Origin of the sequence: Streptomyces sp. NBC_00525 (assembly GCF_036346595.1) — a bacterium.
Lineage (GTDB): Bacteria > Actinomycetota > Actinomycetes > Streptomycetales > Streptomycetaceae > Streptomyces.
In genome coordinates this window covers 6,749,541-6,769,135 of record NZ_CP107834.1, presented here as the reverse complement: position 1 = coordinate 6,769,135, position 19,595 = coordinate 6,749,541, and the positions used below count along the sequence as shown (strand labels likewise).

The window sequence follows — 19,595 nt, the reverse complement described above, 5'->3', positions numbered from 1 at the left end:
TCCTATGTGGTGAGGCGGAGGAGTCGTTTGTAGCAGCAGATGGCGGTGGCGAGGCCGAGGAAGGCCAGGTAGTTGCGGGGGTGGCGTTCGTATCGGTGGTTGAGTCGGTGGTAGCCGGTCAGCCAGGACATGGTCCGTTCGATGACCCAACGGCGTCGCCCGAGCCGCTCGGATGATTCGATTCCCTTGCGGGCGATGCGGACGCCGATGCGTTTGCCGCGGAGCCATTTCCGCAGTTCAGGTATGTCGTATGCCTTGTCGGCGTGGAGGCGCTGGTTTGAAGTACCGGCCGCGGTGGGGGTCGTGTTTCGTTTGGAGACCCGCGACCATGGACCTGATGCCTTGGCTGTCGTGGGTATTGGCGGCTGAGACGCCGACGATGAGGGGCAGGCCGTTCGCGTCCGACAGGACGTGCATCTTGGAACCCGTCTTGCCCCGGTCCACGGGACTCGGCCCTGTGAGTTCGCCCCTTTTTTTCGCCCTCACGTGGGCGGAGTCGAGGACCGCGCGGGAGAGATCGAGCAGGCCGGAGTCGTCGAGGCGGTGCAGGATCTCCTCGTGCAGCCGACCCCAGACTCCGGCCCGGGACCAGATCAGGAACCTGCGGTGAGCCGTCGACTTCGATATGCCGAAGCATGGCGGCAGAGCACGCCCGGCACAACCACTGACCAGCACGTAAATGATCGCGGCGAACAGCGTCTCATCAGGCGCGTCCTGCGTTCCCCCGCCCTGCGGACGCGTCCTCGATGGTGGGACCAACGGCTCGGCGATCTCCCACAGCCCGTCCGGAACAATCCAACTCCACGTACCCCGCCCCATGACCTGCCCAACGACCACCTCACCACATAGGACACGGTCTAAAAGGCCACCACGACCCCCTCGTACGCGGGCCAGCCGTTGTGAAGGACCGTGCCGGCCGTCCTTCACGCGCAGTGTCGCAGGGGGCGCGCCGAGGATTCTCATCGCCGGCGGCCAGCCGGACATCTACTCGCGACGGCCGCGGTGCCGGCGACCGCCGCCCAGGAGAGCGCCACGGTCTCCTGCGAGCGTGATGCTCCAGTCCTGTTCAGTTTCATCGGCATCACCGTCATCATTCTTGTCGGGCAGCCCGGTGAGCTGTCCCGACGGTGCCGAGATGCTCCGCGAGGCGGACGGCGGGTGGGCCGCTCATCGCGAGAACGACCGCTGAAGGCACGTGATCAGCCCCCTCCTGGAGTGCCAGGGGTGCGCCAGGGTTCACCATCGAAGACGATCCGGTCAAGCTCACTCGCGCGGCCGGGTTCCTGGTCCTGCCCGGGCCCGCCCCTGCGTCTGCCGAATGACGAGATCGCGGTGCGGAACTCCCGGTTCCCCGACGGCCCGCACCGGTGTTCACCCGTTCGGAAATCAGTGCGATGCTCGTCGGGGTGAAGCGTGACGAGTTCGCCCCCCTGATCGTCTGAATTTGGCCGCTACAGGCTTACGACCGCCCTGGCAGGGTCTCAGTCTGAGATCCTCACGGTAACGACGACGGGGGGCCAGGGAGTTGCGGGTGTCAGGCGGTCAAGTCCTGTGGGCTGTCGAAGGCGGAGAGGACTCAGGTAGTCACCTGGCCGGCGCGGGAAGGGTGCTGGGAGCTCACCTGCGCCGGCTGCGCAAGGAGCGGGGACTGCGCCTGGTGGATGTGGTGGAGGCAGGCCTGGCCGGCTCCGCTCCGATGCTCAGCCGTCTGGAGAACGGCGAGTCGCCTCTGAAGCCGGATCGACTGCTTTCCCTCGCGCGGTTCTACGGCGTCACTGACGCCGCGGAGTTGGAATCTTTGGAGCGTCTGGCCAGCCGCTCGCAGGACACTCAGTGGTGGGAGGAGTTCCGGGACGCGATCCCGGACTGGCTGAAGCGGCTGATCAGTGCGGAGGCGTCTGCGCAGGAGATTCGCACCTATGAGGTGCAGTACGTCCCGGGCCTCTTGCAGAGGCCGGAGTACGCCGGGGCGCTGATGAAGCACGCTCTGCCGGGCACCTCTGCTGAGGATGCCGAGCGGCAGCTGGTCAAGCGTGATCGTGCGGTGCGCATGCGGCAGACCAGACGAGAGGTGCTCTCCGACGCGGGCGCGCCGGACTATTACGCGCTGGTGGACGAGGCTGTTCTGGCCCGGCCTGCGATGAAGCGACGGCTCCCGCACCGTCCATTACTTATCTGTCGTTTCCGGCGCACCGGGAGGTGGACATGGTCTACCTGGAGGTCCGTAATGGCGGCAGCTACCTCACGAACCCAGAGGACGTGGACAGGTATCGCCTGGTCCTGACGTCTTTGTGGCACAGGGCTGCGGACCGCGACCAGACGCTGGAGCTGTTGGAGAGCTACATCCGCAAGCTCTCCGACTGAGGGCGGGTCTGGTTCATCTTTTGCGGGCGAGGCTGCCGTAGACAGTCCATGTGCGGTCGGCAGGCCGCAGACTGAGGTTGGTCGCCGGTCTTCAGCGTGCAACGTCACCGATCGGACCGCCGATGGGCTCAAGGCCGTCGAAGAACCGTGCTACTTCGGCGAAGGAACGGATCTTTGCCCACTGCTGTCCGGTGAGCTCTCGCATGAGGTCAGGTGCTTCCTCGTTTAATACGCGGTCCTCGTCGGCCAGGTGGCTCAGAACCAGGATGCTGCCCGAGGGGAGCTGGTTGATCAGTTCTGCCACGTGCCGCCAGGGGTTGCGCGTGTCGGGGATGCAGTGCAGAACGGAAGTGGACAGCACCGCCACAGGTGCGCTGCTGCTGTCCAGCATCCCGGCCTGCTCGCTGCGGGCCAGGATCGTGGTGAAGTCCAGTAGATCGGCGTTGAGGATCAGTGTGCGGTCCTCGTCGAGCATCATGCGCGCGTGGGCCAGGACGACGGGGTCGTTGTCAATGTAGACGAGGCAGGCGTCCGTGCTCCCACGGCGGGCGATCTGGTGGACGTTGTCCCGGGTGGGCAAGCCGCATCCCGCCTGTTGACGCCTGAGCGTGTCCGTGCGGCGCGAAGTGAACCTTCCTGCACAGCTCCTGGCGTATTCCTGTTCGCATTTGCTCAAAAGGTTGTTCAGCCACGTCCAGGACGGGAGAGGTGGGGCGTTCATCGGGCCCTCGGAGAAGTAACCCGATCGAGTGAACCGAGGGGCATGCTTTCCGGGCTCCATAAAAATGGACCAAGGGGGAGAAATACCCGCTGGTTCCCATATTGGCGGACCGGCGGGTCGCCGGGGATCTGGGCACCGCGGTGCATAGGAGGCGCGGGTCGTTCTGCCGGGAGCAGGCTTGCTGCGCCCTACGGGCGGGGTCGCCAGGTGCGGAGCTCAAGGTGGAGGATGTTCGTGTCGGAGTGGATACGTCCGGTTTCGACGAGCCATTGGTGGATGGCGGCGGTGACATCGCCTGCGGCCTGGTCGGTGCGGCGGGCGAAGTCGGCCGCGTCGAAGCCGCCGGTGGTGGAGGAGCCGTAAGAGCGTTCCTCGGTGTGGTCTGCCCGTTGGACGATGTCGCGGCGGATGCCGGGCGAGTCGGTGCGGCTGCCGGAGGGATGGACGAAGGCGGTCTTGGCCAGGCGGACGGTGAAGGCGATGCGGAGCCTGTGCCGGGCGGCTTCGGCGATCAGGGTGCGCAGGCGGGTGGAACCGGAGGCGATGGCCTGGGCTCCGGCGCGGCCGGTACCGGTTCCGGCGGGCGTGATGAGGACCGCTTTGGTCCGGACCCGGGCGCGGGTTCCGGAGGCGGTGGTGCGGCGGGTGATGTGCGGGGCGGCGAGGGCGGCCAGTTCGGCGGTGTCGGTGATTCCCGCTGTCTGGACGGCGGTTAGGACGTGGGTGAGGGCGGGGACGAAGGCGGCGCCTTTGTGGCGTGTGTAGAACTGGGAGACCAGGGAGGGGTCCCGGCCGATGATGCGGGCGATGTCGCGCTTGGTGAAGCCGGCGGCCTGGAGCTGGTCGGCGAGTTGGGCTGCCTCGTTCAGTTGCGGCTCGGAGGCGGGGCGGCGGCTGGGGGGCATCAGGCCTCCCCGGGCGCGGCGGCCGCGGCAGGCTGAAGGGCGGTGCGGCCTGCGTCGCGCAGGGCGAGGAGTTTGTCCTCGGTGGTGGGTGCGGGCAGGGGGCCTGCGAGGTGGCCCTTGCGAAGGTAGTCGCCGGGCTGGCCGTGGTAGGGCCAGGCCTGGGGGGTGGAGAGGTAGACGGCGTCGGTGCGGAAGGCGACGACGCTGCCGGGCGGGGTGTGGAGGGCGCCCGCGTGGGTGTTGTCGTCGCGGTGGCGTTGGGAGAGCAGGGCGGCCCGGGCTCCCGACCAGATCGCGGCGGCCCATTCGGGGTGGGCGTTGGGGTCGCGGGAGAAGCCGGTGGGGCGCTGCCAGGTGATCTGCTCATCGGTGAAGCCGATGATCTCGGCGTCGGGGGGGACGTCGCGCTCCGCGGTGCGGGGGGTGGTGCCGGTGACCATGCGGGGGCGCTGGGCGAAGGAGCCGATGCCGTACAGGAGGAGGCTGCGGACGGCGCGTGAGGCGAGGTGGGCGGCTTGGCGCTGGTTCGGGTCGCCGTGGAGGTCGGCCTGGGCGGCGAGGGAGGACCAGGCTTCCCTGAGTTTCTTGGACCAGTCGTCGAGGGGTTTGCCGTCGTCGAAGAGCAGGGCGTCGAGGATTTCGATACGCCAGGGGGTGAGGGGGTTGGCCAGGGCGGTGTAGATTTCCGGGCCGCCGGCCCAGGTGGTGAAGGTGGTGCCGGGCTGGGCGGGGTAGTGCCAGGCGCGGTCGCCGGGGGCGGGTGCGGGCAGGAGGCCGACGTGGTTCCAGGTGTCGGGGACAGTGACGCGTACGTGCCAGTGGCCGCAGCCGTAGAGGGCCTTGAGCTGTTCTTTTTCGCTCCAGGAGGCGAAGGTGGCTGCGGTGATGCGGCGCGGGGTGCCGACGGGAGATTTCCAGGTGTGCTTGGCGTAGGCAAACGTGCGGTCGTACTCCACCAGGGCGGGCAGTTGCTCGGGCACCGCGGGCGGGGTGATGAGTTCGGTGCGGCCCTGGCCGGCCGTGGCGTGCAGGAGGCTGCGGAGTTCCTCGGACAGGACGGGGTAGCCGTCGGCGTACTGGCCGCGGGTGGGGATGGTGCGGGTCCACAGGTCGCGTCCGGTCTGCGACGGGGAGCCCATGAGAACGGCGTCGTTCCAGTGCGTGCGCAGAGTTTTCCAGAGGAGGACGAAGGCGTCGCGGACGGTGGCGGGGCCGGCGCCTTCGGGGTCGAACCACTCCCCCACCGAGCGGATCTCGACGTGGTGGCGGCCGTTGTCGCTCTGGTAGCGGGCGACGGGGTTGCGGGGGTGGACGAAGTGGCCGGCCATCTTGTCCTTGCCGCGGCCGGTGTCGGTGCGCCAGCCGGGGATGGGGGCGTTGAGCCAGGCGGCGACGGCGTCCTTGAGGAAGGGGTGCCGGCCGGCCTGGTGGTGCCAGGGGTCGCCGGCGGTGATGAAGATCCGCTCGGTTCCCTCCGGGACGGCGTGGAAGACGGCCTGGAGGATGGTCGCGGCCGTGGTGTCGGGCAGGTTCAGGCGCAGGGTCTGGTCACGGTGGACCAGAACGCCTGTGGCGGTGTCGAGGAAGACGGTCGAGCGGGCCTGCTGGGTGAAGTTCGGGTGAGTGGAGACGAGGTGGGGGGTGTGGGCGAACCAGCGGTCGCCCTCGGGTCCGTCGGGGATCGAGGGCAGCTCTCGCGAAAGGGCTGCGGCGGTGACCGGTTCCGCTGCGGCGGCGGGTTCAAAAAGGGCGGGAGCAGGATGAGGAGTGGGCGCGGCCTGACGGAAGGAGGCCGCGTGCGTCTCGGGCGGACCAGGCTGTTCTGCTGCGGCAGGGGCTGTCCGGCCGTCGGCCGGCATGGTGCTCTGGCCGACGATGGATGCGCTGGTGGAGGTGGGGGCGGGCGTAGATTCCTGTGTCTCGGCGAGAAGCTTGTCGGGGGCGAGGGACGGGGCGATCTGGACGATGTCGGCGAGGCTGAGGCCGGCTGCGGGAGCGATGCGCTCCGGGTTGGCCTTGTCGTGGGCGGCCAGCATCCGGATCTTCTTGTCCCGGGCTGCCTCGAGCCTGGCCAGAGCCGCTTTCGCCTGCTTGATCGCGTCGCGGTCCTTGCGCAGGTCGGCAAGGGCGGCGTTGTAGGTCTTGGCGTCCATCACGGTGCCTCGCAGTCAATGTTGCGGGTTGATACGTAGGCGATCGGGCCGCCGGAATGGGAGGGCAGGCGGGAGCCGAGAAGAAGTTCGGCGGTTCTGCGGTCTGCGGCCGACGGTGCGGTGAGGTGGACGACCGGCTGGACGAGATCGGTGACATACCCGGCCAGGACTGCGTCGGGGAAGGCGTGCCGGCCCTGCCCGTTGCTCTCCCATCGGCCCAGACCGGTCAGAACGGCAACCACGTAGCCGGAGACGGTCACGGGCAGCACTTGCCCGGCTGCGACGCTGGCAGCGTCGCAGCGCCACCAGCCGCGCATGGCCTCCTGGATCTTCCCGGCCTGCAAGGTGGCGGAGAACCCGGTCCGCTCGGTGTTCCCGGCATTCCCCTCGCGTGCGCGCCGGTCCGCTTCCACGCGCAGCACGGCGATCTCCGGTGCTTCAAGGGCGTGCAGCGGAGCCGCGTGGCGTGTGCTCAGGGCCTGGACGGCTTCCAGGGGGACTATTACCCGCACTCCCCTGTTGGTCAGCCCCGGGATCAGGTGAGCGTGCACCAGGCGGCGGAAGGTGGTGATGGCCATGCCGAGTTCGGCGGCGGCCTGCCCCGTCGTCAGCAGCATCACACCGCCCCCTACATCAAGTCGCATCAGATATCTGATTCGACATAAACGTTATCGAGTGCGCTCAAGCACGTCAAAGACACAGGTCCGGATCTGATTTGGCGACGCCTTGGCGGCTCTTCCATGACTGGTCAGGTCGGCGCTACCGGATGGCACATCGCACCGCCGCCAAGCCGCCACCTCTGGCCTTGCGTGCGTGTCCCTCGGCTCCAGCCGGGGAGGAGAACGCGTCTTGCGGCTGCTCGGGCCTGCCGCCGGGGGTGGACGCTGGACCGGGTGCAGGCCGCTCCGTCCTTCTCGAGGGGTGCCTGTGCCAGCCCTCCTCTCAGCGCCCCGCGCATACGCTCGATGCCGCGTCCCGGCCGTGGCCCTGCGAGGTTCCCGTCAGTCTCCTCCCATACGACCGGAGGGAGGCACGGTGTCCAGACCCCAGCGGCCGCCCCGTACAGCAGTGCAGCCCATGCAGGACCGAAACGAAATGGAGACGGACGAGCAGCCGCAATCACCGGGCCCGATCCGGCCATCCGTTCGAGTCCGGCCGAAACCCGTAACGGGGCAGGCCGTGCAAGAAGCCGGACAGCGTTGCGGCCGACAGGGCTTACAGCAGCGGCCGCATCCGCGAGTACCTGCGACGGCCAGGAATCCGCCACACCATCCCGGAGAAGACCGACAGCCAGGCCGCCCGCATACGTAAAGGCGCACGCGGTGGCCGGCCGCCCGGCTTCGATGAGGACCGCTACAAGAAGCGCAGCACCGTCGAGCGGGCGATCAACCACCTGAAACAGTCCTGGGCGGTCGCCACTCGCTACGACAAGCGCGGCTACGTCTTCCTCGGCACTACAACCGCCGCGGCCATCGCCATCTGGCTCCGAACATGAACTTCTACGCGACCCAGCAGTAGACGCCCTGGTTCTGGCGCCGGGCCTTGCTGACGAGAGCAGCCAGATCACCCATGATCGCGTCCGCGATCTCCGCGTCGATGACCTCGCCGTCCTCCGCCCGCAGCTGAGTCCACGAGGCGGCGACATCGCTCAATCTGGAGTGCCCTGCGTCCGCGAGCGCAGTGGTCAGGCGAGGCGAGATCGCGAAGACGACGCATCCGTCGTTGTCCTGGCCGGCGACGATGCGAGGCTCACCGGACTCGACGAGTTCCTCGAAGCTGCCGCCAACCAGAAGGCATTCCCACTCGATCACGGCCTCTTCGGGATCGAAGTTGCCGAAGGAGAGCGACTCAAACGCCCGTCCCGGCCCAGCATTGAGGGTCAGGCTCGCTGACGTGTCGTCCGGCGCGACGAAGAACTCCACGATGATGCTCACCCGGGCATCATGCCCGGCAGCCCACAACCATGATCGGCCGGACAAGTCCTAGCGGGCCGTGGGACGATGGTCCGGATCTGTGGGGGCCACGCCTCGATTACGGCGTCAGTCCACCACATATGGATCAGCGTGGTCAGTGCAGCCCGGTCGACGTGCCCTGCACTGTCCCTCACCAGGATCGGCCGTCTGTGCTCCTGCGATGTCGGCCGGGGTGCCGACGGTTTTCCGTTGCGGGCACTCGGGGCTTCCAATGTGCCTGGCCGTACCGTCTCGTGTGGTCAGGCAGGGCTGTTGGGCAGGTGCCGCATGGTCTATGCCGAGGGACGGTTTGCCGTTGGTCATGGCAGCGATGCACCTGACAGCGTTCATCGCCTGTGGGGTGGTGCTACGGCTTCCTGGCGTACCGTGCGGCGGCAGTCCTGCCGGAGGGTGGCCTGGATGGCGGAGTACGCGGGTGAGTCGGGGAGGAAGCGTGCCAGGGTGCAGCGGACGCGGGGGGCGGGGTCGTGGGCGAGCTGGTGGCCGAGGTCGGTCAGATCCGGTCGGTCGGTGGCGTGGCACCACAGGCGGGCGGCCAGGGCGCGGACCCATGAGGACGGGTGTCCTGACAGGCTCGGGATCAGCGGGATCAGGCTTTCGCGAGGCAGGGCGTCGAGGTCTCGTGCGATGTGGCGGTCGAGGTTCTTGCGGTGCTGGGCCAGCAGAGGCAGGGCTGCGGTCTTAATGGGGTCGTGCTGGGCTGGTGTGCGGGCGAGGCGGCATGCCGCGCTGAGACCTGCGTACCGCAGGGTGGCCGGTCCGCTTTCGAAGCGGAATCGTTCGTAGGGGTGGATGGTTTCGTGGTCGTCGGTGCCGGGGTTGTCCAGGAGTCCTCTGAGGGCGTCCATGGCGGTTTCCAGGAACTGTGAGCGGCGCTGCGGGGTGAGTCTTGTGGCCAGGGACCTGAGTGCGTGCAGGGCGTCTTGGCGAAGGTCGGCGGTGTTCGTGCGGTCTCGGATCTGCCGGTTCAGAGTTTCGGCGAGAGCATCGCAGTCCGAGGGGGTCAGCAGGCGGGCTGCCAGCAGGGCGGTGCGGGGCAGGGTTGCTTCTGCGGGCAACGGGGCGGCGCCTGGTCTCAGGAGTGTGGCGTCGAGCAGTGACTGTGCGAGGGGGCGGGCCGCGTCGGCGGGTGCGCCGGCCAGGACGAGCGCGAGGGCTGCGACCACTCCCCCGCGGCCGGCGCCGGCCGTGCAGCGTTCAGCGACGACGCTGGGCAGCAGTCGGAGGATGTCTCCCGCTGTGAGGACGATCTGCGACATCGAGTAGTCGGTGAGCATCGCCTGACACGCCCTGTCGACCGCTTCGACACGTTCCGGGCCGGAATGGTGCTGGGCGATAGCGAGGAGAGTCCGGGCGTAGGGGCCGCCGACGTTGGGGTGGGCTGTGGTTCGTGTCGCGTGCCACTGCTCGGTGAAGTCGAGGAACCGGCGGGCTTGGTCGGTGGTGAGGGCGGGGGCGGCCGCTGCGAGCAGTCCGGCAGCTTCGTGGTGCACGTACGGCATGTCGGGCCGGGCTGTTGCGAGCCCGGAGAGCTCTTGCATGGCCAGATCCGCCCAGGCCCGGACCTGCGGATCCGGCATCAGGTCGGCCAGGGTCCGGGCGGTGAGGAACATGCTCTGGTGTTTCCACCGGGGCAGGTCCGTCCAGTGGTGGGGCACGGGCAGATCGAGCGGCGCATCGGGGAGGTGCTCGCTCAGCTCTTGGATGAGCTTGCTGGTGCCCGCCTTGGTGAAATGGCCGGCGGCCTGGCTGAACAGCTTGTGCTCCAGATGCATACGTCCGAGCAGTTCATGGGCTTCGCGTTCGGCCGACCAGCTTGCCGAAGCGACGCTGTGGCGCAGGTACTGGGTCAGTGCCTGGCGGCGGTCGGCGGGGTGCACCCGGTTCGCAAGCCGTCCAAGGGTCCGCTCGCGGACTGCTGCCGTGGCGCCCATGATGCTGCCCTGGCCGGCTGCGCGCAGGACGGTGGTTGTCGGAAACGCCTGGCCGAGCTCTTTGGTCTGGAGGTGGTAGCGGATGCGGACCTGGCTCTGTGCGTCGATCCACGCCGCGGCATCGTGATGGTTGCCGTAGTGAACGGCTCGCTCGATCGCTTCTCCGTACCGTTCGAGTGCCCCCGGGCCGTCTCCGGTCTCGGCCAGGAACCGGGCGTGGCGGGCGCGCAGGAGCGCGGCGACCGGCGGAGGGTAGGACGATGACCGGATGAAGTTCTTCCAGGTCGTCCCCGTGCGGTCGGTGTCCGCCAGACAGGCATAGAGGCGTACCTGGGCCACCACTTCGGTCTCGGCGGCGCCGTCGGCAAGGATTCGCAGGGCGTCCTTCCGGTCATGGACCAGGTCCGGCCGCCCTTGGGCGACGGCGTGCTCGGCGAACCATGCTGCCGCCTGAACAGCGTGAGGGCTGTGAGGCTGCAGGGCGTCGATGTGGGTGGTGACGTCCGTCAGGGAGACCTGGTGGTAGTGCTCGAAGGCCGCCAGGCCTCCCAGTGCGTTCGCTGAGCGGATCAGGTGGTCGGCAGCATCGATCTGCTGGTCGGACAGCCGCTGGATGACGGAGTTCGCCAGCCACGGTTCACCTGTTTCGAGAGCGGCGGCCATGACGGACACGTGGATCAGCGTGCCGGCGTCGTGGTCACCCGCCTCGTGCAGAACTTCCGCCTGCCTCTGGCACACGGACAGGGAGAAGGACGGCCAGCCGGCATCGTCCAGCGCCTGCGCCAGTGCTGCATACCGGGCGGCAGCCTCGGCAGGCTGGGTCGTCTCCATCAGCCGGGCCTGCTCGAAGTCCCGGTCGAGGCCCAGGTGGGCGAGGGGACCCCGCATCACCGCGTCCGACTCCACGGGCCGCCGCTGCCGGTGCGGCGCTGCGATGACAGAGAACCGCTGCTTCAGCCGGGGGGCGAGCTCACGGCGCAGCGTGTTCTCGCTGATCCACGCGCCGTTGGGAACCCAGTCGCCTACCTTGTGCTCGATGTCCGAGAAAACCGCCTCCGCCCCTTCCAGGGTGTCCTCGAACGCGACCGGGCGCAGCCGGTCGATCGCGTGACTGCGGTCCTGCCCATCGCCGTCCTCCAGGCGCAGATGCTTGACCCTCAGGTTCGACAGCAGCCGCCAGGACAGCTCGGCCACATCGACAGCACTGGTGTCCAGACGGTTTCGGGCTGCGGCTTCGGCGACGACCTGGTCGAACATGGCCAGGCGGCCACGCACGTCAGTGCTCGTGGGGCCGGACTGGGCGGCGATCCGCCGGAAACCTTCCGGGCTCTGTCCCCGGGCGAGTGAGGTGAGGGACGCCACCTGAATGGCGTGAGGGCTGCGTTCGGCGACCGCCAGGACGAGCCTGCGGTGCCCGGACTCGATCTCTCCCCAGTGCTCCGTGATCTCTGTGAGGTAGGTGCCGACGAGTGTGACGGTCGGGTCGTCGGAGGGAACGAAGCTGGGGTTGCGCCGCACTCCGATGCAGGCGGTGAACTCGTCCGTCCCGCCTCGGCGGTGTCCGGTGATCATGATGTCGTCGACGCGGGTGAGGAACCGTGCCTGCAGACGGATCTGCTCCGGTTCGATCAAGGCGTCGCCAAGTTCGTCCAGTGCGCTGCCGGTCAGCAGCGCGGAAAGCAGGACGGCCGCGTACCGGTGCTCCAGCACCGTCCCTCCGCCGCCCACCGAGTACAACGACACCCCCATGACAGTCACTCCTTCCCTCCTCCCGCCCCATCAGCAAGACCCTAGCCTTGCCAGCGGATTCACTTCCGTCACCAGGACCCGGCACCACAGCGGCCGCCCGCCTGTCTGTCCCTCGACAGCGACCGGTCGGGCTCCTGGCTCCATGTGGCTGTCGTCAAGCAGACTCCGAGCCGCATAGCCCGCAAGTGCAGTACCCCTGCTGGCAGTCGGCACGAACGCAGAGGTACAGCCGTGGGACCCGTACACACGCGGGAACGTCCGCACATTCCTGACAGCGGCCCCTGGCACAGACCTCGCCCACCTGCGTACGGGAAGACGAAACCAGCTATGGATCAGCGGACCTGCCGGGTCGCCGTCTTGTCCCAGTCAGCGAGCTGACCACGGGCTCCGCCCGACCTGGGGGAAGGCAAGGAAAGCGTCCTTTCCGAGGTTCTGACCGCGGTTCCATGCCTCCCCGTCCCTCCAGAAGTGGGGTGAGGATGAACTGCAGGAACCGGCACCGCGAGGTCGGCTGCTCGTCTCCGATCCCGGCCTGCGGTCAGTTCTCTTCGCCGCCCTCGGTGGTGCGCTTGAGCTTGACTTCGTTGAGTCCGGTGCCTTCTGTGAAGGTGCGACGCCAGTCTCCTCGGACGTGGAGTTCGTCGGTGCCGCACAGACGGACGACGGTGAGTTGGTCGGTGTGGGCGTGGTGTGCCTTGCGCCAGAGGTTGGCGAATGCCTGCGAGCGGATGATGTGCATCCAGTCGGGGCGGTGCAGTTCCCTGTTGTGGTTCGAGTCGCCCATAGTGGAGACGAACTTGGAGTACATGCTCTTCACGTAGCCGAGGGTCACTTCGTCGTTGTGGTGAAGGGCTGTGGCTCGTGCGTCTCTGAGCAGAGTACGGAATTTCTCGAGGAGTCCCTCGGTGGAGCCCGAGGTGTAGGACTCATGGATCACCGGCGGATCACACAGGGGCTTCTCGCCCTCGGAGAGTTGCAGGATCAGCCTCATGGTGGGCTCGGTGACCCAGAGAGGACCGGGTTCGAGGCGGTGTCCTAACGGGTTGGGCAGGTAGGCGTCGTGCTCCCATCGGGGTGGGGTGATGCGGTAGAAGCCGGAACGGCGCCGGTCGTGGGGAGCGCCTGTCTGGTGCTGCAGGGCGCCGAGCGGCAGGTGGGTCTTCAGGGCGGAGAGGTAGGCGCCGTTGATGTCCAGGGCGGCGACGGGACCGGCCTCGGTTGGGTCGGCGTCGGGGCGCTGCCAGTTCGGTCGGGCTTCCCAGATCTGGTCGGAGGTGTTGGGGCTGCTTCGGCTGAGGATGTCGGGCATCGGCGGGTAGGCGACGACGTCGTAGCGGCCGCCTACCCGGGTGTGGTTGAACAGGCGCATCGCGTGCGGGATCGCGCGCTTGACGAGTTCTTCGGTTGCCTTGCCGCAGTCACCGCCGTAGTAGTCCAGGGCGGCACTCACGGTATCGCTGATCGGGTCGCCAGCGGGTGGGCGTGGGGAGTGTCGAGGCGCTGGCCCTGCGGGGTTCGCGGCTCGGGGGTGTGGGTGGGTGCCGGTGTGGGGTTGGGGCTGGCTGGTTTCGGTCGGGGTCAGCATGCGGGCTTTACTCAGGAAGTAGGCGTAGCGGACGCGCGCTGCGCCGACGGGTTCGCTTCCTTGTTCCCAGGAGTTGAGGGTGCTGGCGGTGATGTCCAGGGCCTGGGCGACGGATTGTGTGTCAAGGCGCAAGGTTCGGCGTAGGCGGCGGCGTTCTGAGGCGGCCGGCAGGGGGATGTCTGCGGTTGCCAGGAGGGTGTCGATGGGGTCGAAGGGGTTCACGATGGGTCCTTTGTTTCCCGGGGCGCCGTGGTGGGGTGGGGGACGCGGGCTGATCGGGGGGCGGGGGCGGGGTGAGGAGGCGGCAGGTTTCGGTGGCGTGGGCGATGTCGTCTCTGTCCCGGGAGGACAAGGAGAACGGGTTGCTTGCCGGTGAGGGCTCTGCAGTTGGGTGTAGGCGTATGCGGCGTCGATGAGGGGTGTCACCCAGGAGGGCAGGTCGTCGGCGAATGCCGGTCTGCGACCGGCGGGTGTGGGCTCTTCTGCCAGGTGTCGTAGCTGGTCGGTGTCGTAGCCGGTGAGGGCTCTGAGCGCGACTGCTGCCGCGTGGACGGGGTGAGCGATGTGCGTGTGGATGCGCTGAGCGACGGTGGTGAGCGCGGTGTCGGGAATGGGGCTGTGCAGGGGGATGGCGGTCGGGCGTGGGCTGGTGGTGGGAGGGGCGGCAAGTGGGCGGGGGCGGCTGTGGTCGTCGCGCAGGCTTCGTGGCCGTGAGGGCGTGGGGGCAGCTGGAACCAGTACTCGTCGGGACTGGGTGGGAAGGGTGCGGCGTTCCACCAGGGGTGTGGTGTGGCTGTTGCGGGGTGTTCGTTGCTGGTGAGGTGGGCGCGGGCCGCGTCGGTGGTGTCGATGTGGTGGTGCTGGACGGTGGTGAGGATGTCGTGGAGCGCGGGGGGTGTGGGGCCGCTGACGATGAGGGTGAGGTGGATTGCGGTGTGTTCGCGCAGGGCCATGAGGTGTTCGTAGTGGCGGCTGGGGATCCGGTGGGCGCGGGTCAGGACGTAGTGGTGGATGTGGAGGGCCTGGGTCCAGGCGGTGGCGATGCGCCAGGATTCGCCGGCGTTGGCGGTCCACCAGGGCGGTTCGGCGCCGGGGCTGGGGGTGGGCAGGTGTTTGCCGAGGGCGCGGATGAGGTCGTGGGCCAGGTAGGCGGGTGCGGTGGCCAAGGGGGTTGGGTGGATGGTGATGCGGCCGCGTGCGGGGTGGCGGGCGGCGAGCGCGCTGGTGGTGAAGGGGGTCAGGTCGTCGGGGTCGTTGATGACGGTGATCGGGGGCAGGTCCGGGTTGGTCTGTTCGGGGCTCCAGTGAGGTTTCCAGCCGCTTGTCTCGTGGGGAGGCGCGGATGTCTGGGTGCTGTCGGGGGTCATGGGGTGGGCGCCACCCGGGTGGGCTGCAGGGGCCGGAGGGGGGCGGCGGGGGTGGTGGGCTGGGGGGTGCGGCGCTGATGGGTGAAGAGGCGGTGGGTCAGGGCGGCCCAGCGCCGGAGGTTGCCGCCTGCCCAGGTGGCGTCGAGTTTGCTGATGGTCTCGGGTGCGATGCGTTCCCATGCGGGGTGGAGGGTGGGAATGGCGGTGAGGGTCTCTGCGGGGGTGAGGGGGTACATGGTGTGCCAGGTGGTGACGCGTGAGGCGAGGACGGGTTTGGCTTGGAGGACACGTAGGCGTGGCTGGTTGGCGAGGAGGACGAGGGTGAGGTGGGTGTGGGGTCGTCGTAGAGGTAGCGGATGTACTCGATGCAGGCAGCGGAGAGCTGGTGGGCTTCGTCGATGGCGATGATCCGGTGGGGTTCGTGCAGGGTGTGGCGTAGGTAGTCGTCACAGATGCCAGGGTCTTTGGGTGGGCTGCCGGCGACGCCGAGGGCGTCGTGGAGGCTGTGGCGCAGGTCGTCGGGGCGGGCTTGGGGCGGACCAGGAGGCGGAGGGCGGGCAGGTGGGGGCGTTGGTCAAGGAGGGTGTGGAGGGTGAAGGATTTACCGATGCCGGGGTCGGCGGCGAGGCAGAGGATGCCGCTGTGCTGGATGGTGGTGTCGAGGGCATGAGCGGCGGCGCGCACCGCATGGGTGGTCACGGTGCGGGCGTCGGGCAGGTTGAGGTAGTGGTGTGCCTGGGTGCCGATGGGGCTGGTCACTAGGCTTCCTTGGTACGGGGGTTCCTGCTGCGGTGGGGCAGGGCGCGGCGGATGGCCCAGCGTGCGATGGTCTCGTCGGCTTCGGTGGTCCGCGCCGCTTCATGCCTTCGAGGATGTGGTAGGTGATCTTGGACCACATTCGGAAGGTGCCAGCGCCGCCTTCGTCGTCGACGTACTCGATGAGTTCGGCGGGTGCGTTGGCCCAGATGGGGTGGAAGAGGGGAATGTTGCGCTGAGCCTCTTCGAGGCCCATGGGGGTGTATTCCTGCCGGATGTGGATGCGGGAGGCGAGGGCGGGTTCGCTGTAGAGGGTTTTGTAGGCCTCTTCGCCACCGACGAAGAGAACAGCGGGACGGGTGGGGCCCTTGCCGGTGTCCCAGAGGTGGCGGACGAATTCGAAGCACTCACGGCTGAACTGCTGGGCTTCGTCGCAGACGATGACGTACGGCTTGCGTGCCAGGGTGCGCTTGAGCGGCCGGTCGAACTCGCTCGGGTGGGAAGGGGGTTCTCCTTCGAGGCGCAGGGCGGTGAACAGTTCCATGCGGATGTCGCGCGGGGTGGGGTGGGAGCGGAACTGCAGCAGCAGGACGCGGTCCGCGGCGACTTCCTTGAGCGCGGCCAGGACGGAGAAGGTCTTGCCGAGGCCAGCATCGCCGAAGAAGCACGACATGGCGCGGGCTTCGATGGTGTCGGCGATGTTCTCACTGGCCTCGAGGAGTGCTTCGGTGGCGACGATGCGGGCGTCGGTGAGGTTGAGATAGAAGTCGGGTTCTCCGACCGACTCGTCGTCGAGGGCCGGCGCTGGGGCGATGGTCGTGGGTGTCTCCTGGTGGGCGGTGTGGGGCTTTATGGGGTCCCATCGGTAGATGTTCTTCCGCCGCCACCTGGCCACGCGCTGATGCTTGGCGTCGGCATAGCTCTGGTCGGCGGGGGGGATCTCCACACGGGTTCCGCCGCCGCTGTTGAGCCGGCGCGTCAGGCTGGTGCATGTTACGGCGGCGCAGCAGGCGGAAAGCTTCGTCAAGGCGCTGTTGCTGTTCGGCGCTGGGGATGCGCTCTTCGGACAGCCATGCGGTGATCTTCCGGGGGTCCAGGAGGATTCCGCTCTGCTGCATCAAGGCGTACCCGGCGCGGGAGCGGGTCAGGTACAGCAGGTGGCTGCGGTGGCGTTCCCTGGGGGTGAGATACGGCTGGAAGATGCCAGCGATCTCGTCGAGGGTGGTGGTGAGGGCGAGCGCTGCGGGCACCCCGTGGGCTCCGAGTCGTCCGAATCCCATTGTTCGGTCTCCTGCAAGTCGTGCGCGTTCGCGTTCAAGGGCGGTGGGTCGAAAAGCGCGGCAAAGAGCCGGCTGGGGGAGGCACGCGTCGGCCTGCCATGTACGGACCTGAAGGGTTGGGAGGCGCCGCGCAAGGGGGTTCGGTGTGCCGTAACTTAGGCCGTGCGCGCCGGCGTTGGTGCTGCTTCCAGTCGTTACGAAAGCCTGGTTAAGCGAATCACCCAAACATTACAGAATCACCATGATCGCCCTATTTCACAATTTACATTGCCTTACCGCATCTTCAGGATGTTCCGCCTATGATGCTGCGCTTGTATCCCGACTGCCGCGTCCTCGCGTTCACAGGGCGGGAGATCCCTCCTCGGCCGCGTCCATCACTGCGGCGCTCTGGCCCGACCGGGAGAATCCGCAGGCGGGGCAGTAGCCCTCAAGCCCTCGGCGCTCCCCGGCGTCATGCACGCGGCGGTGGTCTTCCAGGCCGCCCTTCCTCGCACTTCCCACGCTTTTCACACCGGAGGTTGTGCCGCCGACTGCTTGCCGCGTCGGCAGCGGGTCACCCTAACGGAAGGGTCTGACAATTCCGCTCCCTACGGCATCCTCTAACCAGCTTTTCTCAGATCGGAGTTGGCCGATTTCCGCTGCGCCGTCGCCGACTGTTGTTGCGGTTGCAGGCGTGGCGATCCCCTGCTGTCGTCATCGAAGGCCTCGATGCACGGGCCTGAGCCGGATCCCCGGCTCCTCAAACGGTCTAACGAGCTCGTGCACGGTAGGTGGCGAGACGCCGAGGGCTCCTCCACGCCTGGTGCTCGCCTCCGTCGTCGTGGGTTCAGGTCCGCGGCGCTGTGGGACAGCAGGCCGGCGACGGCCTGGACGGTGTCACTGATGTGAGCACGGCGGCCGAGGCGGCGGGCCAGGGACCGCCAGTTCTTGAGGTTGGCGATGCCGTGCTCGACCCGGATGCGACGTGATGAGTGCGCCTTGCACTGTCGCTCGCGCATCTCCTGGTACCAGTCCGGGGCGTCCTTCTTGAACTTGCGGTGCGGTGGTGTCACCACGCGTCCACCGGTCGGAGCGCCGAGGCCCTCGTAGCCGGCATCGGCAACAATACGGTCCCCACCACCCCACCATGATCGACCTTCCGTGGCTCGACGTCTCACCGCATACCGTGCACGAGCTCGCTAGCGGCCGGGACTGACAATGGAGGCATGCAGGTGCGCGCCTCCGCCTCAAGAGCGCACAGTTGACCGAAATTCGACACACATGCACAGTCGGCTGCTTCCTCCTGGAGGAAGGTGCTGGTCAATGCGGACGTCCCCCTCATGGCTCGCCCGGGCATCGTCTGGTTCCGGACGCACCCACCAACAGCCGGATCGATTCTTCTGGGTGCCGTTGTCAGACCCTTCAATCACGATGCGCGCATGAGTCTCACATCGTCTCTCAAGGACCCTGGTTCCCCCATGTCCCGGTTCCTTTCGGAACATCTGCCCCAGCCTGAGAACGTGCTGGCCGACTATCGGCTGCGCGTGCGGCGCAGCACCGCGCACGTCGTTCCCGCCGCGCCGTCGGGACAGCGTCCTGACTGGCGGATGCTGGGCCATACGATCGACCACCGGCTGCGCATCAGCCTCGGAGCACCCACGGGCCAGCCCATCAGGGAAGGCGTGCGCCGCGCAGCGCTCGACGACGACGGCTGGCCCAGCCTGGAAATCATCAGCGCTGTCCAGGCGGCTGGCATGGTGCTGTTGGAGGAACTGGACCGGTACGAAGCGGCCGAGGGCCAGCCCCTGGCTCTTGAACCGGCGGCCGAGGAACGGCTCATCCGACTGTGTCACCTCGCTTCCGGCTTCGAAGCGATCTTCCGGCATGCGGGGTGGGTACGTGGTAACACTCTGGGCCTGTGCGAACCCGGAGCAGGCCTGGACGACCTGGCGGCAGCCGTTCCCGGCTATGTGGTCGACGACATCCGCGCACAGATGGCACTCGCCTCCGGCCCCGGCCCCTTCACAGCCCTGCGAAGCTTGCCGGCCGACCGGCGGATCTGCGGGCCCGTCTTCGACGGCAGCCTGCACGTCGGCGGCGCGGACGCCGACTTCATCCTCGACCGGGCCCTGATCGACTGCAAGGCCACCATCCGCCCCGAACGACTGGGCCGCGCCGAGATCTACCAGCTCGCCGGCTACCTCCTGCTCGACTACAGCAACCAGTACGCCATCGAGAGGGTCAGCCTGTATCTCTCGCGCCAGGGCGCCCTGATCGACTGGAGCGTGGCCGACTTCCTCGGCCTGCTGGGCGCCCGCCTCGAGCTGCCCGACCTGCGAGCCGCCTGCCGGCACGCTCTGACCGACGGCGACGAAGGCGCCCCACCACCCCCCAAGGACCAGCGCCGGCCACTCCCCCGCCCCCGCAGCACCGCCCCCGTGCAGGACTCACTCTTCGACTAGCGCACGCTGAGGTAGCGCGCACCGGCGAGGGAGCTGGACGGCGGGCCGCAGATTGTGTTCCTGCTGGCTGAAGGGACTCGGCCGGTCAGGGATGCGGTGCGTGGTCCGTCCCGTCCAGCGTCGTGCCCGGTCGCCGGGATCCGGCCGGGCACGGATCCTGCGCTGCGGGTCGTCCTCTGCGCTTTCCCTCCGGGGGGAACCGGCTGCGCAAGGTGAGCCGGTGAGCCGGGGATTCGCTCGGCGGCCCCGGGCAGGCTACCGGCTCCCGTCCCATCCTCAGGCAGGCGTCCACCGCGCGGGCCGGTGCTCCGGTTGGCCCGGTCAGCCGGAAGCGTCCGGTTCGTCAAGCCAGGCGAGGGCAGCAGGG

Annotated in this window: 13 protein-coding genes and 3 pseudogenes; 3 read left to right on the top strand and 13 right to left on the bottom strand. The window is 68.2% G+C overall.

The window, feature by feature from the left end:
* Positions 1-2 precede the first annotated feature (2 nt).
* A protein-coding gene (locus OG710_RS29635; RefSeq protein WP_330242112.1) for an IS5 family transposase occupies positions 3-819 on the bottom strand; the annotation gives its coding sequence in 2 pieces (ribosomal slippage) (positions 3-273 and positions 272-819; 819 coding nt in all).
* 712 nt (positions 820-1,531) lie between these two features.
* On the opposite strand from OG710_RS29635, the pseudogene OG710_RS29630 reads away from it, so the two are divergent.
* A pseudogene (locus OG710_RS29630) lies at positions 1,532-2,364 on the top strand (helix-turn-helix domain-containing protein).
* 91 nt (positions 2,365-2,455) lie between these two features.
* Here the strand turns inward: OG710_RS29630 and OG710_RS29625 are convergent.
* The 4 genes from OG710_RS29625 to OG710_RS29610 all read right to left on the bottom strand — a co-directional run bounded on the left by OG710_RS29625 (position 2,456) and on the right by OG710_RS29610 (position 6,760).
* Complete coding sequence (locus OG710_RS29625) at positions 2,456-2,944, bottom strand: SAM-dependent methyltransferase (protein WP_330237495.1); 489 nt, start codon at positions 2,942-2,944, stop codon at positions 2,456-2,458.
* 329 nt (positions 2,945-3,273) lie between these two features.
* On the bottom strand, positions 3,274-3,990 hold the full coding sequence (locus tag OG710_RS29620; RefSeq protein ID WP_330237496.1) for a helix-turn-helix domain containing protein: 717 nt from the start codon (positions 3,988-3,990) through the stop codon (positions 3,274-3,276).
* Positions 3,990-6,143, bottom strand: a complete 2,154-nt coding sequence (locus tag OG710_RS29615) for a hypothetical protein (protein ID WP_330237497.1) — start codon at positions 6,141-6,143, stop codon at positions 3,990-3,992. Before OG710_RS29615 ends, OG710_RS29620 begins: the two co-directional genes overlap by 1 nt.
* Positions 6,143-6,760, bottom strand: coding sequence for a helix-turn-helix domain-containing protein (locus OG710_RS29610; protein ID WP_330237498.1), 618 nt, complete (start codon positions 6,758-6,760; stop codon positions 6,143-6,145). The genes OG710_RS29615 and OG710_RS29610 overlap by 1 nt, the downstream gene beginning before the upstream one ends.
* A 554-nt stretch (positions 6,761-7,314) precedes the next feature.
* On the opposite strand from OG710_RS29610, the pseudogene OG710_RS29605 reads away from it, so the two are divergent.
* Positions 7,315-7,638: pseudogene (locus OG710_RS29605) on the top strand (transposase); the annotation flags it as partial.
* 4 nt (positions 7,639-7,642) lie between these two features.
* Here OG710_RS29605 and OG710_RS29600 read toward each other — a convergent pair.
* The 8 genes and pseudogenes from OG710_RS29600 to OG710_RS29570 all read right to left on the bottom strand — a co-directional run bounded on the left by OG710_RS29600 (position 7,643) and on the right by OG710_RS29570 (position 17,944).
* Positions 7,643-8,077, bottom strand: a complete 435-nt coding sequence (locus tag OG710_RS29600; protein ID WP_330237499.1) for a hypothetical protein — start codon at positions 8,075-8,077, stop codon at positions 7,643-7,645.
* A gap of 365 nt (positions 8,078-8,442) precedes the next feature.
* A complete protein-coding gene (locus OG710_RS29595; RefSeq protein ID WP_330237500.1) occupies positions 8,443-11,799 on the bottom strand; it encodes a hypothetical protein in 3,357 nt (1,118 codons plus the stop codon).
* Positions 11,800-12,337: 538 nt separating this feature from the next.
* The gene (locus OG710_RS29590; protein WP_330237501.1) at positions 12,338-13,606 is read right to left on the bottom strand and encodes a transcriptional regulator; all 1,269 of its coding nucleotides are present in this window, start codon (positions 13,604-13,606) and stop codon (positions 12,338-12,340) included.
* 200 nt (positions 13,607-13,806) lie between these two features.
* Entirely contained in the window at positions 13,807-14,751 is a 945-nt protein-coding gene (locus tag OG710_RS29585; RefSeq protein ID WP_330237502.1) for a hypothetical protein, read from the bottom strand.
* Positions 14,748-14,987 carry a hypothetical protein gene (locus tag OG710_RS29580; RefSeq protein ID WP_330237503.1) on the bottom strand — a complete coding sequence of 80 codons (240 nt, stop codon included), beginning with the start codon at positions 14,985-14,987 and terminating at the stop codon, positions 14,748-14,750. Before OG710_RS29580 ends, OG710_RS29585 begins: the two co-directional genes overlap by 4 nt.
* A gap of 113 nt (positions 14,988-15,100) precedes the next feature.
* Positions 15,101-15,271, bottom strand: a pseudogene (locus tag OG710_RS31360) (ATP-binding protein); the annotation flags it as partial.
* An 81-nt stretch (positions 15,272-15,352) separates the two neighbouring features.
* Positions 15,353-16,534 carry an ATP-binding protein gene (locus tag OG710_RS29575; protein WP_330237504.1) on the bottom strand — a complete coding sequence of 394 codons (1,182 nt, stop codon included), beginning with the start codon at positions 16,532-16,534 and terminating at the stop codon, positions 15,353-15,355.
* 852 nt (positions 16,535-17,386) lie between these two features.
* Entirely contained in the window at positions 17,387-17,944 is a 558-nt protein-coding gene (locus OG710_RS29570) for a transposase family protein (RefSeq protein WP_330237505.1), read from the bottom strand.
* Positions 17,945-18,205: 261 nt separating this feature from the next.
* Between OG710_RS29570 and OG710_RS29565 the strand changes: the two genes are divergently transcribed.
* On the top strand, positions 18,206-19,228 hold the full coding sequence (locus OG710_RS29565; RefSeq protein WP_330237506.1) for a hypothetical protein: 1,023 nt from the start codon (positions 18,206-18,208) through the stop codon (positions 19,226-19,228).
* Positions 19,229-19,595 lie beyond the last annotated feature (367 nt).

Bases quoted from the DNA above. Each gene is read 5' to 3' on its own strand.
- OG710_RS29620 (WP_330237496.1), bottom strand. From the start codon at position 3,990: ATGCCCCCCAGCCGCCGCCCCGCCTCCGAGCCGCAACTGAACGAGGCA.
- OG710_RS29615 (WP_330237497.1), bottom strand. From the start codon at position 6,143: ATGGACGCCAAGACCTACAACGCCGCCCTTGCCGACCTGCGCAAGGAC.
- OG710_RS29610 (WP_330237498.1), bottom strand. From the start codon at position 6,760: ATGCTGCTGACGACGGGGCAGGCCGCCGCCGAACTCGGCATGGCCATC.
- OG710_RS29595 (WP_330237500.1), bottom strand. From the start codon at position 11,799: ATGGGGGTGTCGTTGTACTCGGTGGGCGGCGGAGGGACGGTGCTGGAG.
- OG710_RS29585 (WP_330237502.1), bottom strand. From the start codon at position 14,751: ATGACCCCCGACAGCACCCAGACATCCGCGCCTCCCCACGAGACAAGC.
- OG710_RS29580 (WP_330237503.1), bottom strand. From the start codon at position 14,987: ATGTACCCCCTCACCCCCGCAGAGACCCTCACCGCCATTCCCACCCTC.
- OG710_RS29565 (WP_330237506.1), top strand. From the start codon at position 18,206: ATGAGTCTCACATCGTCTCTCAAGGACCCTGGTTCCCCCATGTCCCGG.